Source organism: Pseudomonas sp. SWRI154, assembly GCF_014268645.1.
In the GTDB taxonomy this organism is placed as follows: Bacteria; Pseudomonadota; Gammaproteobacteria; order Pseudomonadales; family Pseudomonadaceae; genus Aquipseudomonas; species Aquipseudomonas marvdashtae.
In genome coordinates this window covers 100,183-116,533 of record NZ_JABWQW010000002.1, presented here as the reverse complement: position 1 = coordinate 116,533, position 16,351 = coordinate 100,183, and the positions used below count along the sequence as shown (strand labels likewise).

Here is a 16,351-nt window from a genome sequence, read left to right as displayed (position 1 = left end):
CGGGGATCAAGCTCCGAGTTCGTTGGCGTTGTTGATCTGAATGATAAACAAAAAGACCGGCGCCTGTTGCCTAGCGCTCGATGCTACGGTTCCAACGGGCATTCCAGGCCGGACGCTGTTCGTTGACCTGATCCCAATCCACCGCGATAGCGGTCTCCAGGTATTGCTTCATTGCTTGCACCTGGCCACCGGTCTTGTCGGTGGTCGGGGTGTTGGGGTTGGAGGGGATCTGGTCACCTTCTTCAAGGGCGATGGCCTGGGCTTCGGGCGTCAGCAGGAAAGCGGCGAGCTTCTGCGCCAATTCAGGTTCGCTGTTTTTCGCAACGGCGCACTCGGCGACGTTCAGCACCACCGCGCCTTCCTTCGGTTGCGCGTACTCCACCGGCATGCCCTTGAGTTTCAACGCAGTCACTTGGGTCGGCGTCAGCGGGAACAGCGCCGCTTCGTCCGTTTGCAGCATTTCGGAAATTTTCGCCGAACTGGGGATGTATTCCAGCACATTGCGCCCGATCGTGTTCGGCCAAGCCTTGAAGCCTGGCTCGACGTCGGTTTCGCTGCCGCCCTGGATCCGGTTGAACATCAGGAACCCGTGCAGGCCGAAGGTGGACGAAGCCATGGATTGGAACACCACTTTGTCCTTGAAGCGCGGGTCGGCCAAATCCATCCATGAAGTCGGCGCGCTCCAGCCTTTTTCCTTGAACAGCCGCGTGTTGTAGGCCAGCCCGGTGACCCCGAGGCTTACCGCAACGGCCTGATCCTTGATCCGCCCCTTGGCCGGAATCTGCGCCAGGGGCGGGCTGTCTTCCAGCTTGTCGCACAGGCCCATGGCGATGGCGCGGTACATGATGCCGTCGTCGAGGAACATCACGTGCATCTGCGGATTGCCTTTGCTCGCCTGGACTTTTGCCAGGATATCCGCAGAGGTGCCGGGCACGATCACCACTTTGACATTGTTGGCCTTCTCGAAAGCCGGCAAGACCTTGTCGGCATACAGCCGCTCCATGGTGCCGCCGTTCATGCCCAGGTAGAGCGTCGGTTCGGCCAACGCCTGGGTGACCGGGAGCAGGGCGCCCAGGCAAGCGGAACCCAACGAGCAGAAACCGAACAGTGCACTGCGTTTGACGTTATTCATTGGCGCGACCTTCCTCTATCAAGCAACGGAGATGGAGTGGAACCGGGTGATGGAAAACGCATCCAGCGGCGTGGTTGAGGCGCCGCTGCAGATGATCTCGGCGAGCGCCTGGCCCACCGCCGGGCCGATCTGGAAACCTGCGCCGGCAAAGCCGAACGCGTGCAACAGACCGGGTTGGGTACTGCTGGGACCGATCACCGGTTGGCGATCGGGTAGATAACCTTCGGTGCCGCTCCAGGTGCGGATCGCCTGGGCGCCTTTGAGGAACGGATAGAGCTCGACGGCTTGGCGCAGGATCTCGACGACGGCGTTCTGGCCGGGGCGGGCACGGGCATCGTCCAAGGCGAAACCCTGACCACCGCCCAGTACGCAATTGCCACGGGCGACCTGACGCGCATAGATGCCGCCGCCCTCGACGCCGGTGCTGGCGTCCATCACGACGGGCAGCGGCTCGGTGACCAGCATCGCCGGATGACCGGCGTGCATCGGTACCGCTTCGCCAAATTGCGCGGCGAACCGGCTCGCCCAGGCCCCGGCGCAGTTCAGCAGCCACGGCGCGCGCAGCTCAAGGCCGGTTTCGGTCCGCACGGCAAAGCGCTGCCCGTCGTGCGTAACGCTGCTGACCGGGCATTGTTCGTGAACCTGTGCGCCATGCCGGCGGGCGGCCTGGGCAAACGCCGGCGACACCAGGCGTGGATTGGCGTGGCCGTCGCCAGGGCACAGGGAGGCGCCGACCGCGACGCTGCCGACCCAGGGGAACCGCCTGCGCAGTTCGTCGCGATCCAGCAACTGCAAATCGAGGCCGAAGCCCTGGCTGCTGGCGGCATAGTCGTGCAATGCCCGCAGGTCGTCGAGGCTGCGGGCGAGCTTCAGATGGCCGCTGCGCTGATACTCACCGTCGATGCCAATCAGTTGCGGCAATTGGCCCCAGATTTCATGGGCGCGTTGCGACAGCGGCAGCTGCGCCAAGGGTCGGCCCTGACGTCGCACGCCGCCGTAGTTGACGCCACTCGAATGCGCGCCACAGAAATCCCGCTCCAGCAGCGCCACGCGACGTCCGGCCTTGCTCAGGAACAGTGCCGCCGAGGCGCCGACGATGCCACCGCCGACGATCACCACATCCACCTCGATCATGGCTCGACCTCCAGGCCGAACGGCACGGGCTTGATCGGTGCCTGCGCGCGCAGGCGACCGATCTGATCGACCGTGCGCGCACTTTCACGGGCGATGATTTCCGCTGCCGCGGCACCGCACATCCGTCCCTGGCAACGGCCCATGCCGACCCGGCAATGGGCCTTGACCCGGTTGATCTCCCAATGGCCTTCGCCGACGACGCGACGGATGTCGCCGACGCTGACTTCTTCGCAGCGGCAGATCATCAGATCGTCGGCGGCACGGCTTGCCCAGTCCTCGGGAAAGGTAAACGCGCGCTCCAGGCCTTGCCGGAAATGGCCGATGCGTTCGAGGGATTGTTCCAATTGCGTGCAACGTTGCGGGTCGATCTGGTAACCGAGGTCTTCGAGCAACGCCAGGGCCGCCCGTTCGCCCGCCATCTCGGCGGCGTCGGCGCCCATGATGCCGGCGCCGTCACCGGCCAGGTAAACTCCCGCCGCGCTGCTGCGGCCGGCGCTGTCGCGTTGCGGCAGCCAGGCGCGATTGAGCGGGCTCCAGGAAAATTCGCAGCCCAGCAGATCGGCCAGTTGGGTTTCGCTGCGCAAGCCATGGGCGAAGGCGACCGCATCGCAATCGAGCACGTGCTGGCCTTTTTTGTTTTGCCATTGCAACGACTGCACTCGACGCTCGCCGTCGATGCGCGAAAGGCTCGCGCCTTGATGCACAGAGACGCCATGGGCCGTCAGCCAGGCGCGGTAGTAAATCCCCTTGGCCAGGGTCGCTGGTTGAGCGAGCAGGCCGGGCAGGGCGCGGGCCTGGGCGTTGAACGGGGAGCTGTCGAGTACCGCGACCACGTTCGCGCCGGCCTTGGCATATTGGTAAGCCACCAGATACAGCAGCGGTCCACTGCCCGCGAACACGATGCGCTCACCGATGGCGCAGCCCTGGAATTTCAGGGCGATCTGCGCCGCGCCCAGGCTGTACACCCCCGGCAGGGTCCAGCCAGGGACCGGCAGGATCCTGTCGGTGGCGCCTGTTGCGACGATCACGCTGGTGTACGCCAGGCGAGCGGCGCGGCCCGCGTGCAAGGTGTCCAACTGCCCGGCCTCGGCATTCCACACCAAGGTGTCGGGGCGGTAGTCGATCCGTTCGCGCAATTCATCCACGGCTTGGTGAATGGCGCTGGCCTTGCGCGCTTCGAAGCCGTAGAGCTTGGCCGGCGAGCGCTTGAAGTGGGCCGGCTGGCGCCGGTAAATCTGCCCGCCGCCGCGTGCGGCTTCGTCGAGCAGGATCGGGTAGATGCCGTGGCCAACCAGCGTCTGCGCGGCACGGATACCGGCGGGGCCGGCGCCGATGATGGCGATGGATTTCATACCTGGCGTCCTGGTTCGCGGCTGATCTGCTGGCCGGCTTCGAGCAGGGTCGAACAGGCGCGCACGCGGCGGCCGTTGCCCAATCGGACCCAGCAATCCTGGCAGGCGCCCATCAGGCAGAAACCGGCCCGGGGCTCGGCGCTGAAATCACTGCCGCGCAGGTGTTCGCTGCTGGTCAGCACGGCGGTCAATACCGTATCGCCGAGCAGGCCGCTGGCCGGTTCGCCATCAAGGATGAAGTCCAGGGCCGGGCGGTCGCCTTCGGCCAGTCGTTTCAGCAGCGCCATGGTGCCCTCATTGTTTGCCTACCAGGACCCGGTCCAGGCCGTAGACCCGGTCGAGCAGAATCATGGTCAGCGCGGTTAGCGCAATGACCAGCGCCGACACCGCCGCCATCATCGGGTCGATGGATTCGGTGGCGTAGACGTACATGCGCACCGGCAGGGTTTGGGTGGCCGGCGAGGTGACGAAGATCGACAGCGTGACCTCATCGAAACTGTTGATGAACGCCAGAAGCCAACCGCCAGCCACGCCCGGCAGGATCATCGGCAAAGTAATTTCCCTGAACAGCGTGAAGCGTCCGGCCCCCAGCGATTGCGCCGCCTGTTCGGCGCTACGATCCAAGCCGATGGCGGAGGCCAGCACCAGGCGCAACACATACGGCGTGATCACCAACACATGAGCGAAGATCAACCAGGCGAAGCTGCCGTTCACGCCCATCAATGCGAACAACCGCAGCAGCGCCACGCCCAGCACCAGGTGCGGAATGATGATCGGCGAAAGAAACAAACCGTTGAAAAAATCCCGTCCGGGAAACTCCAGCCGGGTGATCGCCAACGCCGCCGGCACCGCGATCAAGGTCGCCAGCGAGGCTGCGCAGAACGCCAGGATCAGGCTGTTGTAGAAGGCATCGACGAAGTCCGCGCGTTCGAAAACGGCGCGGAACCAGCGCAGGGAAAATTCCGTGGTGGGCAGGCTCAGGGTGTTCTCCGGGGTGAAGGCGACCAGGCAGACCACCACCAGCGGCGCCAGCATGAACATCACCACCAGGGTGTGAAACAACAGGGCGAAAGGACCGTTCCTGGACATGGTGAATTACCCCAATGACTTCTTGTAGCGGCCTTCGATCATGCGGTTCCACGACAACATGATCAGCAGGTTGAGCAGCAGCAGCGCGACGGCAATGGCTGCGCCCATGGGCCAGTTGAGTTCCGACAGGTACTGGTCGTAGATCAACGTGGCGACCATTTTCAAGCGACGTCCGCCGAGCAGGCCCGGGATGGCGAAGGAACTGGCGGCGAGGCCGAACACGATCAGCGTGCCGGACAACACGCCGGGCATGATCTGCGGGAGCACCACTTTGCGGATCACCGTGAACTGGCTGGCACCGAGGGAAAGAGCGGCTTGTTCGGCAGCCGGGTCGAGTTTTTGCAACGAGGTCCAGACCGGAATGATCATGAACGGCAGCATCACGTGCACCAGGGCGATGACCACGGCGAACGGCGTATAAAGAAGCTTCATCGGCGAGCCGCCCAGGGCCTGCAGAGTCTGGTTGACCAGGCCATCGGCACCGAGCAGCAAGCTCCAGCCGAAGGCCCGCACCACCACCGATATCAGCAACGGCGTAAGGATCAGGATCAGGAAAATCGAACGCCAAGGTGTGCCCATGCGGCTGAGGATGTAGGCCTCGGGTACGCCGATCACCACACACAAGACGGTGGTCAGCGCGCTGATCCAGAACGTGCGCAGGAAGATTTCATAGAAATACGGGTCGCCCAGCAGGCTGGTGTAATGCTCGAAGGTGTAGGCCTCGCTGTTGATGCCCGAGCCGTAGTCAAAGACATTGAACGACAACACCAGGGTCAAACCGAGGGGAATCACCAGCAGGCCCAGGTACAAGGCCAAGGCTGGGGCCGACATCAAATAGCCTTGGCGGCCCCGGCGCATCGCGTCGATCAGTTTCATGCCGGCACCTCGTCCACGCTCAGCACCCGCAGCAGCGCAGGATCCCAGTCAAGGCCAACCACGGTGCCCTCGCTCAACGGCGCCGAGCCGTCGTTGCGGCGCACCACGCTGAGCTCGCCCAATGGCGTGGCAACGCTGTACAGCCATTGGCTGCCGAGGAAAAAGCGGCTGGTGAGGGTGCCTTGCAGTCGGCCCGACCCGGGGGCGCACAGGTCGATTTTTTCCGGACGCAGGCTCAGGGTCAGCTCGCCTTGGCCGGTGCTGCTGACCTGCGCGATTGCGGCATTGTCACGCGTACCGGCCAGCAGGTTGGCTTTGCCGACGAACCCGGAGATGAACTCGGTGCGAGGGTGTTCATAAAGGGTATAGGGCGCGTCGATCTGGGTGATGCGCCCAGCCTGCATCACCACGACCCGGTCGCTGATCGACAGCGCCTCAGACTGGTCGTGCGTCACCATCAAGGTGGTAATGCCGACTTCACGCTGGATGCGGCGGATCTCGAACTGCATTTCTTCGCGCAGGTTGGCGTCAAGGTTGGACAGCGGTTCATCGAGCAGCAGTACCGGCGGTTCGATCACCAACGCCCGGGCCAGTGCCACGCGCTGGCGCTGGCCGCCGGAGAGTTCCCTTGGATAGCGCTCGGCGTGCAGGTCCAGGCGCACCAGCTTGAGCACCCGATCGACCCGCGACTGCAATTGGGCACCGGGCACTTTGCGCATGCGCAAGCCGAAGGCGACGTTGTCCTTGACGGTCATGTGGGGAAACAGCGCGTAGCTTTGGAACACCACACCCAGGCCTCGGCTGGCGGGTTTGGCGTGGGTGATATCGCGTCCGTCCAGCAGGATACGACCGCTGCTGGCTTCAACGAAGCCGGCGATCATTTGCAAGGTCGTGGTCTTGCCGCAACCAGAAGGGCCCAACAGCGAAACGAATTCGCCTTTCTCCACCGAGAGGTTGGTGGCCACCACGGCATCCAAGTCGCCGTAACGTTTGCTCAAGTCTTCAAGTTGCACGAAAGCCATGACTGCGCTCCACCTGAGATTGTTATGCGTCGCCGCAAGGCGCGCTTTTTTATGGGCAGATACGAAAGGGTGCTGCGGGGTGCGTTGGCGCTCGACCTCAAGTCGGCTGCCGCTGTTGTTCGAATCGCCCCTGTATGGACGCAGAGTAGGACGAAGACTAGGATGGGCTCAATGGACTATTTCACTGAAGCAATGACTATTTTCATTTTCATTCGGTGAGTAAATTACCTTACGAGAAAATACATGGCTGATTCCACTGAACGGAATAACGAAAAAGGTGAAGTCGGAGTCGGCTCGGTCTCCCGGTTGTTTGCCGTGCTGCGCAGCCTCGGGGAGACCGTTGAAGGCGGGGAGCGGGTGACGCAACTGGCCCAGCGCATTGGCCTGTCACAACCGACCACGCACCGCTTGCTGCGCGGCCTGATGGACGAAGGCATGGTCGAGCAGGATGCGCGCAGCAAACGGTATCGCCTGAGCTTGGACTTCTTCGCCCTGGCGGCCCGTGCGGGCAACACCGGCAACCTGCGCGAACTGGCCAGGCCTGCCATGTTGCGGCTGTCGGCGTCATTGGGGGATTCGCTGTTTCTGCTGGCGCGCTGCGGCTTCGATGCGATTTGCCTGGATCGCAGTGAAGGTCCGTTTCCGATCCGCACCTTCACCGGCGACATCGGCGGTCGAGTGGCCTTGGGCGTGGGCCAAGGCAGCCTGGCGATCCTGGCGTTCCTGCCGGAGGAGGAACGCGAGACGGTGATCCATTACAACCTGCCGCGACTCAAGGATTTTCATCTGTACGACGAAGTCTTCTTGCGCACGGAGGTCGAGAACGTCCGCACGCTGGGTTACGCCGGGCGCAATACCGGCGTGCTGCAGGGCATGGCCGGGGTGGCGGTGCCCATCCTCGATCGTGAAGGCCGGGCCGTTGCAGCGTTGAGTGTGGCGACGATCAGCGACCGGCTCGGGCCGGATCGCCTGCCGACGGTGGTGGAGATGCTCAAGCGCGAAGCCGCCGTGATCGGGCCGCGAATCAACCCCTTCGACCCACTGCTGCGCAGGCCTTCGCAGGTGTTCAGGCAGGGCTAAGTCGCGGTTTTGAAATCAGAAGTCCAGCGTCTGCTTGAGCTTTTGCGCGGCGGGCGTATCGCTGGGGATGACCATCGCGTAGTTGTACCCCGGCCCGGACCAGTATTGCGCCTGCAATTCACCTTCGCGCCGGCTGCCACGGGGCAGCAGGAAGTTTTTCGGGCCCGGTGGGCGCACGTAGAAGCTGATCTTCTGGCCGCTCGGGTCCTGATAAATCACCATGGCCGCCGCGCCTTGTTCGGTGCTGAGCAATCGTCCGCTGACCGGCTTGAAGCCCGCTGCCGAGAGGTCCGGCAGGCGATCGGCCTGGGTGAAGTAACGGTCGAGCCAGCCCTGCATGCTCTGCTCGTCGCCCGTCTGGTAATCGGCTGGGAGGATGCCCAGCTGGGCAATCAACCGGTATGCCTGCAAGGCGTCAGCCATAGGCGCGGCAGCGCTCAGCAGAGTCATTTGCCGTGCCTGCCAGCCACCGAATCCGCCCAGGCCGACGGCCAGCACCAGCACTGCCGCGCTGGCGAGGTGGCGACGGGCGCGATGCCTCAGGCGTTGACGGATGATCGCCGGGTCCAAGTCTGGATTGGGTGGCTGTTGCAAGGCTGCGCTCAGGGTCGCGCGCAAGTGTTGCGCGTCCTGTTGCCAGGCCTGCACGCGCTTGGCGGCAGCGGGGTTTGCGGCTAGGTAGGTTTCCACTCGCCGCTGGTCGTCCGCGTTCAATTGATGATCGATGTAGGCGTGCAGGTCGTTGTCACTGGGAGGCATGCTGATCATTTGAGTATCCGCAGGGCAGGGCGGGCAATTTCGCCTTCGCTGAGTTGATGCAACTTCTGGCGGGCGCGGGACAGGCGCGACATCACGGTGCCGGTCGGCACGCCGAGGATGTCGGCGACTTGCTGGTAGCTCAAGCCTTCCACCGACACCCACAACAGCAGCGCACGCTGTTCGGTGGGCAGTTGATCGAACGCCTGGAGTGACGATTGGGCGATGACGCTGCGTTCGGCCGAAGGATGTGCCTCGTCGCGGCCGGTGAAGAATTCCAGCATGCGCGCGTAACGTCGGGAACGGCGGTGGGCATCGAGGAATTGCCGATAAAGAATCGAAAACAGCCAGGCTCGAAGGTCGCCGTCCGGGCGCTTGTCGGTCCACTTTGACAAGGCCCGTTCCAGGCACGCCTGCACCAGGTCGTCGGCATTGCTGGGATTGCGCGTCAGCGACACGGCAAAGCGTCTCAGCCGTGGGATGAGCAGGCGCAACTGGTCGTCGAGTTCGTTCATGGGCGTGCGGCTTCGTTGGGCAGTCACTGTGTGGGGACTGGAAAGACGATCCAGCGGCGAGATTATTCCAGCGCAGGAAAAATAAATACGGAGCGTGGGAATAAATCCGTCGGGCTTTCGTCTGACGGGTCCTGTCCATAAACGGCCTTGTGCCACGGAGTCTGCAAATGGTTGACCCTTCCTCCGAACCGAGTCGGCCGCCATTGAGCGGCGCCAGCCTGACACTGCGCCTGACGGGCATTGCGCTGGTCGTTGCCGCGCTGGCCGGGGCGTTTGCCTACGTCAATGGCACCCTCGACCCACAACGCCTGACGCCCAAGGCTTTGGTCAACGTCTTGGAAACGAACAATGGGGTTCATCCGGGCTTTAGGCGTAATCACTCCAAAGGCGTCTGTGTCGCGGGTTATTTTGAAAGCAGCAGCGAGACGCGCACTTACTCCAGCGCACGCGTGTTCAACGATGCGCGGACGCCGGTGGTCGGCCGTTTTGCATTGCCCAGCGGTAATCCTTACGCACCGGACGGCAGCGTGCCGATCCGCAGCCTGGCGCTGCGTTTTACCCAGGCCGACGGTCAGCAATGGCGCACGGGTATGAACAGCATGCCGGTGTTCCCGGTGGGAACGCCCCAGGCTTTCTATCAGTTGCAACAGGCTCAATCGCCGGACCCGGCCACTGGGAAACCGAATCCGGCAGCCGTGCCCGCGTTTTTTGCCGCGCACCCTGAGGCGATGCCGTTCCTGCAATGGGTCAAGACCGCGAAACCCTCAGCCAGCTATGCCACCGAAACCTATAACGGCATCAACGCGTTCTATCTGGTCAACCCGAAAGGTGAGCGTCAGGCCGTGCGCTGGGGGGTGGTGCCGGTCAGCCAGGACGCTGCAGATGCGACGCCTCCCCAAGGCACCGATTTCCTGGAACAGGACCTGACGAAACGCTTGGCGGCCGGACCGCTGCGCTGGCAGCTGAACATTACCTTGGCCAACCCGGGCGATCCGGTCAACGACGCCAGCAAGGCCTGGCCCGATGACCGCAAGGTGATCAATGCCGGCACCTTGGTGCTGGAGCGTGCCCAGGCGCAGGACAACGGTGAATGCCGCGACATCAACTACGACCCGTTGATTCTGCCCAAGGGTATCGAAGGCTCTGACGACCCGCTGCTGGCCGCGCGCTCGGCTGCCTATGCCAGTTCTTATCTGCGACGTACCAGCGAAGTCGGCCAACTGCCCGCCGCCCAGGAGTCCCGCCAATGAACGCTCCCCGACATTTCACAGCGCTGGCCCGGCTGCTGCATTGGCTGATGGCCTTGATGATTATCGCGATGCTGTTCATCGGCGCAGGCATGGTTGCCTCGGTGTCCGAGCGCCATGAATGGCTGCTGCAATTGCACAAACCCTTGGGCATCGCGATTCTGCTGTTGGTGGTGGTGCGCCTGGTGGTGCGCTTCACCACACGCACGCCACCGCTTCCGGCTGATCTGCCGGGTTGGCAGGCGTTGGCGGCCAAGGCTTCGCATGTCTTGTTGTACGCGTTGATGCTGATTCTGCCGCTGTTGGGCTGGAGCATGATTTCGGCAGCGGGAGATCCGGTGATGCTCAGCGAATCGCTTCGGCTACCCTCCATCCTGCCAGCGGATGCCCAGACCTTTGCCTTGTTGCGCAAGGCCCATGGTTACCTGGCGTATCTGCTGTTCCTGACGGTGCTGGTGCATCTGGCGGCGGCGCTTTTTCACGGCTGGGTACGCCGGGATGAGGTGTTGGACAGCATGTTGCGCGGCAAGAGCTGACGCATGATCCGTGGCGAGGGGGCCCGCTCCCGCGCCACGGGGATCGAATCAGCGCAATTCGTCGACCATGTCCTCAATTGTGCTCAAGACATCCTTGCCCAGTTGCATCGAGCGCTTGCCGGACCAACCCGTGCGTGGGTTCGGGTGATCGTCGTGGTCCTTGAACGGCATTTCCAAGGTCAGGGACAGGCAGTCATATTCCTGGCCGACGGCATTGCAGGCCAGGGTCATGTTGGCCTGGCCCGGTTCGTCGCGTGTGTAGCCGTAGGTGGTCTGGAAGTCTTTGGTCTGGCGCTTGAGATGGCCGCGAAAGCGTTCTTCGAGTCCGGCGATGCGTGGCGTATAGCCTGGGTTGCCTTCACAACCGGCGGTGAAGACGTGGGGGATTTCTTCATCGCCATGAACGTCGAGGAACAGATCGACGCCGTACTTTTCCATCTGCTGCTGTACAAAAAACACCTCGGGGCTGGTTTCCGGATTGGCGTTCTGCCACGCCCGGTTGAGGTCCTGGCCCTTGGCATTGGTGCGCAGATGACCGTGGAAAGCGCCATCCGGGTTCATGTTCGGCACCAGGTACAAATCGGCCTTGGCCAGCAACCGGTTCAGTTGCGCATCGTCTTGATGCTGGAGGCGTTCGATGACGCCCTCCATGAACCACTCGGCCATGTGCTCGCCGGGATGCTGTTGGGCGATGATCCAGACTTTGCGCCGGCCTTCGGTACCGCTGCCTTTGCGCAGTAATTGAACATCGCGCCCTTCGACGCTTTTACCCGTTGCCAACAGCTCGGTGCCGGCCTTGTGCAGGGCCTGTTCGATCAGCCAGTCGTGACGCCCGCGGCTGTAGGGTTCGAAGTAGGCAAACCAGGCGTGCGGCTGTTCGGCTTCCAAATGGAAGCGCAGGGCGTCGCCCTCGAATTGGGTAGGAATACGGAACCAGTTGACGTGATCGTAGGAAGCGACGGCCTGGTAGCCGGTCCATGCCTGGTTGTAGGCCGATTGACTGGCATTGAGCAGGCGAAAGGAATATTCCTGGCCGACATGCAAGCCGCTGACCTTGAAGTGGAACCACTGGAAATGCGTGCTGCGGGTGTCGGGCCTGATCTTCAGCAGCGATTGCAACGGGTTGCTGATGTCCACGACCTCAATGTTGCCGCTGTCGAAATTGGCGCTGATATCAAACGAGGATTTTGCCACGGTCACGGTTCCTGCAGAGGATGTTCATGGCCGATACTTTACACGCTAGGAAAGGAAAACCGGGACGATTTGCACGTTGGGATGAGGGGGCGTCCTCCCTGGACGCGAAGCCAGATTAGAGAGTCCTTGATTGATTCTCAAGTGCTGCCTGTCGATCGTTAACGCGCATGTGATGCAGGGACTTTTGTTATCGAATATTCATTTGCTATCATCGCCGCCATCGATTTAGCGACATCTGAAGACTTCATTAGCCTGAAGACATAAGCCGAAAAAACGGCAAAAAAAAGACCCGGCAAAAAGCCGGGTCAAAAACCGTGATTAGCCTGATGAGGAGATATTCCAGAAGTCCGACCTAAGGTCTTCTGGCCTATCGACTGATCTCGCGACCAGCTGATGCAATAATAATCATTATCATTTGCAAGTCAAATGATTTTATAGCATCGATTGAAAATTATTTTCCGTGCCCACGTTCGTGGCGCCCGGTCCTGGCGGCACCTAGCGAGTAGGGTAACCGTCCAACGAGCGGTCAAGCATGACCTTGACCAGGTCAATCATATGCACCACCGAAAACGCCAGGTCGCGGCTCGAACCCGTGAGTTGGCGGGCGGATTCGTTGGCAGTGGCGGCGGCGCAGCGCAGTAGGTCGCAGGCATGCACCAAGGCTTCTTCGCCGCTGATGTTACGGTTGACGTCGAAGAAACGATGTTCTTCCTGGGCGTCGGTAATACTCGGTTTCAAGTAGTAATCCAAGGCGCGTTGAGCCGCTGGGCAATCCTGAAAAGAGGGAAATGTACTGTCGGAAGGTATCGTGGGCTCGTTTTTGTTGGGCGTTTCCATGGTGTCAAGTTTCTCCGTGCAGGTTTGAAATCCTGGGCCCAGCTTAGTACGCGACGTAATTGTGACGATAAATTAAATACTACAATTTGTGTTTTGATGGGCGTGGCCATCCACGTATCGTGCCGCTCATGGATAAATGGATAGAGTTGGTCAAGGCCAAGATGAAGGAGCTGCACATCACGCAGGTGGTGCTTGCAGAACGTTTGGGAATGTCCCAGGGCGGCGTCGGCCATTGGCTGACCAAGCGCCGGCAACCCAGTCTTGAGGACATGAACAGGGTGCTACAGGAATTGGGGCTGGAGTTCCTCGAGGTGGCAATGGTCATCCGCGAGCCGGATACCTCCACCGACGAGGGCATGGCCCTGGCGCAAAAGTACAACCCGTACTTCCGCTACCCAGTCAGCGACTGGCGCGACATCACTGTCGTTCGCGAAGGTGATCTGGCTGACTACGGACAGTCCCGCTACGAACTGACGGACTACCATGCCCAAGGCGATGCATTCTGGCTGGTGGTGGTGGGCGACGCGATGACCGCGCCGAGCGGGCTGAGTATTCCCGAGGGCATGTCGATCCTGGTGGACCCGGCCATTGAAGCGGCACCCGGTAAATTGGTCGTCGCTCAATTGCCCGGCAGCAGCGATGCGACCTTTCGTAAATTGATTGAAGAGAGCGGGCAGCGTTATCTGGTTCCGCTCAATCCTACTTACCCGAAGACCCTTTACACCGAGCAATGCCGCATCATCGGCGTGGTCGTGCAAGCCACCATCAGGTTCTGACCGCATCGGCCCGGGAACGGGCCAATGCCTATTCCTCGAGCGCCACCAGCGCGCTGCCTTCGCTGACCATTTCGCCTTCCTGGCAGTACAGCGCCTTGACGATGCCGGCCTTGGGCGCCCGGATGCTGTGCTCCATCTTCATCGCTTCCAGCACTACCAGTTGCGTGCCAGCTTCCACTGCCTGGCCGGCACTCACCAATACCCGAACGATGCTGCCATTCATCGGCGCGACCAGCCCGCCCTGGTGACTGTGGCTTGCTTCGGCCGCGGCCGCGGCCAATGGGTCATAGGCATCGACTCGATGCAAGTCGCCTTTCCACCGCAGGTACAGGCTGTCGCCCTGGCGAATGGCGCGATGGCTGCGACGCAGGCCGTTGTTCTCGATGACCAGATGCTCATTCCTGAGTTCGGCGCAACGGGCGGTCACGTCCAATGTCACGGCGCGATCCTGGCCGTCGCAGCTCAAGTGCAGAGTGATTTCGCCAGGCAGCCCCAGACGCAGCCCGGCCGTATCGGCCCAGGGGGAATTGACATCGTCGGCTCGGACATGTGGCGTCAGGCTCAAGGCGAAGCCCTGGGCCGCTGCGTGCCAGAAGTCGTCGTCCAGTTCGCCAGGCTCTGGCAGTAATTGCGCCTGGTAGCGTGGGATAAATCCGGTGTCTAGCTCCGCCGCCGCGAAAGCGGGGTGACCGATGATGCGACGGAGAAAGCCGATATTGGTTTTCAGCCCGCCAACAGCGAACTCGTCGAGCATCGCCAGCAGCCGCAAGCGCGCCTGTTCGCGGTTCTCGCCCCAGGCGATCAGCTTGCCGAGCATGGGGTCGTAGAACGGCGAAATCTCGTCGCCTTCTTCAATCCCGCTGTCGACCCGTCGGCCTTCTCCTTCGGCGGACTCACGATACAGCGACAAGCGCCCGGCGGCTGGCAGGAAGTCGTTGGTTGGGTCTTCGGCGTACAGCCGTACCTCGATGGCATGGCCGCGCAACGGCACTTGTTCCTGAGTGATGGGCAGCGGCTCACCCTGGGAAACGCGGATTTGCCAGGCCACCAGGTCCAGCCCGGTGATGGCTTCGGTGACGGGGTGCTCGACCTGCAGCCGGGTGTTCATTTCCATGAAGAAAAACTCGCCCCGCGAATCCAGCAGGAACTCCACCGTGCCCGCCCCGACATAGCCGATTGCCTGGGCGGCACGCACGGCGGCTTCGCCCATCGCCCTGCGCGTCTGTGCACTCAGCCCGGGCGCCGGCGCTTCCTCCACGACTTTTTGATGCCGACGCTGGATCGAGCAATCGCGTTCGTTCAGGTACAGGCAGTTGCCGTGCTGGTCGGCGAACACCTGGATCTCCACGTGACGCGGCTTGAGCAGGTATTTTTCCACCAGCATCCGGGAATCGCCGAACGAAGATTGCGCTTCACGCTGGGCTGAGGCCAATGCTTCGGCCAGCTGGCTGACGTCCTCGACGACCTTCATGCCTTTACCGCCGCCGCCTGCGGTAGCCTTGAGCAGTACCGGGTAGCCGATGCGCTCGGCGGCATCGCGGAACGTGTCCAGGTCCTGGGCTTCACCGTGATAACCGGGCACCAGCGGCACGCCAGCGGTTTCCATCAAGGCCTTGGCCGCGGATTTGCTGCCCATGGCGTCGATGGCCGAGGCGGGGGGGCCAAGGAAGATCAGCCCGGCTGCTTCGATAGCCCTGGCAAACCCAGCGTTCTCCGAGAGAAAACCATAGCCTGGATGAATCGCCTGGGCGCCACTGGCCTGGGCCGCGGCGATCAGCTTGTCGATTTGCAGATAGCTGTCGGCGGCCTTGCTGCCACCGAGGTCGACGCGGATGTCAGCTTCGCGGCTATGCCGTGCGTCACGGTCGGTGGCGCTGTGCACAGCGACGGTGGTCAGGCCCATGGTCTTGGCGGTGCGCATGACGCGGCAAGCGATCTCACCGCGGTTGGCGACCAGAAGCGTGGTGAGGACAGGGGCGCTCATCAACGCGGCTCCTTGTTGGTTGACTCGGGTTGCCAGTTCGGCGCGCGCTTTTGCAGGAAGGCTCGCAGGCCCTCCTGGCCTTCGGCGCTGACGCGTATCCGGGCGATGGCGTTTTCGGTGTAGCGTCGCAACGCCGGGGTGAGTGCGCCGTTGCCGACTTCGCGCAACAGTTCCTTGCTGGCGCGCATCGCCGCCGGGCTGTTGAGAAGCAGGTTGTCAATCCATTGCCCGAGCTGACTGTCCAGCGCCTCGGCCGGGTAACTTTCCGACAATAAACCAATCTCCTTCGCACGTTGTCCGCCGAAGCGTTCCGCCGTCAGGGCATAACGCCGTGCCGCCCGTTCGCCGATGGCTTGCACCACGAACGGGCTGATTACCGCAGGCGCCAGGCCAATTCGCACCTCGGACAGGCAGAACTGCGCTTCGTCGGCGCCGATGGCCATGTCGCAGGCGCTGATCAGACCCAGCGCGCCACCAAACGCTGCGCCCTGGACCACGGCGAGCGTCGGAATCTTCAACTTGGCGAGGTTGTACATCAACTCCGCCAGCTCCCGGGCATCGTCGAGATTGGTGTGGTAATCAAGTTCGGCGGACTGTTGCATCCAAGCCAGGTCAGCGCCGGCGCTGAAGTGTTTACCTCGGCCACGGATCAACAGGAAGCGCAGGTTCGAATCGCCGCCGACCTGGTCCAGGGCGAGGATCAACTCACGGATCATTTCGGCGTTGAACGCGTTGTTCTTCGACTCGCGGCTGAGCCACAAGGTGGCGAATCCGCGCGGGTCGGTGTGCAGTTCGAGCGTGTTGTACTGGTTCATGGGTGT

Annotated in this window: 17 protein-coding genes; 4 read left to right on the top strand and 13 right to left on the bottom strand. The window is 62.3% G+C overall.

Annotated elements, in window-relative coordinates; genetic code table 11:
- Positions 1–70 precede the first annotated feature (70 nt).
- The 7 genes from HU806_RS02525 to HU806_RS02495 are packed head-to-tail and all read right to left on the bottom strand — an operon-like array spanning position 71 to position 6,605.
- Entirely contained in the window at positions 71–1,132 is a 1,062-nt protein-coding gene (locus HU806_RS02525) for an ABC transporter substrate-binding protein (RefSeq protein ID WP_186609749.1), read from the bottom strand.
- An 18-nt stretch (positions 1,133–1,150) separates the two neighbouring features.
- Positions 1,151–2,266, bottom strand: coding sequence for an NAD(P)/FAD-dependent oxidoreductase (locus HU806_RS02520; RefSeq protein WP_186609748.1), 1,116 nt, complete (start codon positions 2,264–2,266; stop codon positions 1,151–1,153).
- Positions 2,263–3,618, bottom strand: coding sequence for an FAD/NAD(P)-dependent oxidoreductase (locus tag HU806_RS02515; protein WP_186609747.1), 1,356 nt, complete (start codon positions 3,616–3,618; stop codon positions 2,263–2,265). The genes HU806_RS02520 and HU806_RS02515 overlap by 4 nt, the downstream gene beginning before the upstream one ends.
- The gene (locus HU806_RS02510; protein WP_186609746.1) at positions 3,615–3,905 is read right to left on the bottom strand and encodes a (2Fe-2S)-binding protein; all 291 of its coding nucleotides are present in this window, start codon (positions 3,903–3,905) and stop codon (positions 3,615–3,617) included. The genes HU806_RS02515 and HU806_RS02510 overlap by 4 nt, the downstream gene beginning before the upstream one ends.
- Before the next feature lie 7 nt (positions 3,906–3,912).
- The gene (locus tag HU806_RS02505; protein ID WP_186609745.1) at positions 3,913–4,707 is read right to left on the bottom strand and encodes an ABC transporter permease; all 795 of its coding nucleotides are present in this window, start codon (positions 4,705–4,707) and stop codon (positions 3,913–3,915) included.
- 6 nt (positions 4,708–4,713) lie between these two features.
- Positions 4,714–5,583 carry an ABC transporter permease gene (locus HU806_RS02500; RefSeq protein ID WP_186609744.1) on the bottom strand — a complete coding sequence of 290 codons (870 nt, stop codon included), beginning with the start codon at positions 5,581–5,583 and terminating at the stop codon, positions 4,714–4,716.
- Entirely contained in the window at positions 5,580–6,605 is a 1,026-nt protein-coding gene (locus tag HU806_RS02495) for an ABC transporter ATP-binding protein (protein WP_186609743.1), read from the bottom strand. Before HU806_RS02495 ends, HU806_RS02500 begins: the two co-directional genes overlap by 4 nt.
- A 243-nt stretch (positions 6,606–6,848) precedes the next feature.
- Between HU806_RS02495 and HU806_RS02490 the strand changes: the two genes are divergently transcribed.
- Positions 6,849–7,685 (top strand): IclR family transcriptional regulator, encoded by an 837-nt coding sequence (locus HU806_RS02490; protein WP_186609742.1) that lies wholly within the window; start codon positions 6,849–6,851, stop codon positions 7,683–7,685.
- Between the two features lie 15 nt (positions 7,686–7,700).
- Here the strand turns inward: HU806_RS02490 and HU806_RS02485 are convergent, their stop codons facing one another.
- Both HU806_RS02485 and HU806_RS02480 read right to left on the bottom strand, forming a co-directional pair.
- Positions 7,701–8,453, bottom strand: coding sequence for an anti-sigma factor family protein (locus HU806_RS02485; protein ID WP_186609741.1), 753 nt, complete (start codon positions 8,451–8,453; stop codon positions 7,701–7,703).
- A complete protein-coding gene (locus tag HU806_RS02480) occupies positions 8,450–8,956 on the bottom strand; it encodes a sigma-70 family RNA polymerase sigma factor (protein ID WP_186609740.1) in 507 nt (168 codons plus the stop codon). Before HU806_RS02480 ends, HU806_RS02485 begins: the two co-directional genes overlap by 4 nt.
- 167 nt (positions 8,957–9,123) lie before the next feature.
- On the opposite strand from HU806_RS02480, the gene HU806_RS02475 reads away from it, so the two are divergent.
- Together HU806_RS02475 and HU806_RS02470 are read left to right on the top strand one after the other, a co-directional pair.
- Entirely contained in the window at positions 9,124–10,206 is a 1,083-nt protein-coding gene (locus HU806_RS02475; protein ID WP_186609739.1) for a catalase family peroxidase, read from the top strand.
- A complete protein-coding gene (locus HU806_RS02470) occupies positions 10,203–10,739 on the top strand; it encodes a cytochrome b (protein ID WP_186609738.1) in 537 nt (178 codons plus the stop codon). Before HU806_RS02475 ends, HU806_RS02470 begins: the two co-directional genes overlap by 4 nt.
- Before the next feature lie 48 nt (positions 10,740–10,787).
- Here the strand turns inward: HU806_RS02470 and HU806_RS02465 are convergent, their stop codons facing one another.
- A complete protein-coding gene (locus tag HU806_RS02465; RefSeq protein WP_186609737.1) occupies positions 10,788–11,939 on the bottom strand; it encodes a M14-type cytosolic carboxypeptidase in 1,152 nt (383 codons plus the stop codon).
- Positions 11,940–12,428: 489 nt separating this feature from the next.
- Positions 12,429–12,770, bottom strand: a complete 342-nt coding sequence (locus HU806_RS02460; RefSeq protein ID WP_186609736.1) for a DUF6124 family protein — start codon at positions 12,768–12,770, stop codon at positions 12,429–12,431.
- A 128-nt stretch (positions 12,771–12,898) separates the two neighbouring features.
- On the opposite strand from HU806_RS02460, the gene HU806_RS02455 reads away from it, so the two are divergent.
- Positions 12,899–13,546: a LexA family protein gene (locus HU806_RS02455; protein WP_186609735.1), complete on the top strand. Its 648-nt coding sequence runs from the start codon at positions 12,899–12,901 to the stop codon at positions 13,544–13,546.
- Positions 13,547–13,574: 28 nt separating this feature from the next.
- Here HU806_RS02455 and HU806_RS02450 read toward each other — a convergent pair whose 3' ends face one another.
- The gene (locus HU806_RS02450) at positions 13,575–15,530 is read right to left on the bottom strand and encodes an acetyl-CoA carboxylase biotin carboxylase subunit (RefSeq protein ID WP_186609734.1); all 1,956 of its coding nucleotides are present in this window, start codon (positions 15,528–15,530) and stop codon (positions 13,575–13,577) included.
- Positions 15,530–16,345, bottom strand: a complete 816-nt coding sequence (locus HU806_RS02445) for a gamma-carboxygeranoyl-CoA hydratase (RefSeq protein ID WP_186609733.1) — start codon at positions 16,343–16,345, stop codon at positions 15,530–15,532. The genes HU806_RS02450 and HU806_RS02445 overlap by 1 nt, the downstream gene beginning before the upstream one ends.
- Positions 16,346–16,351: the final 6 nt, after the last annotated feature.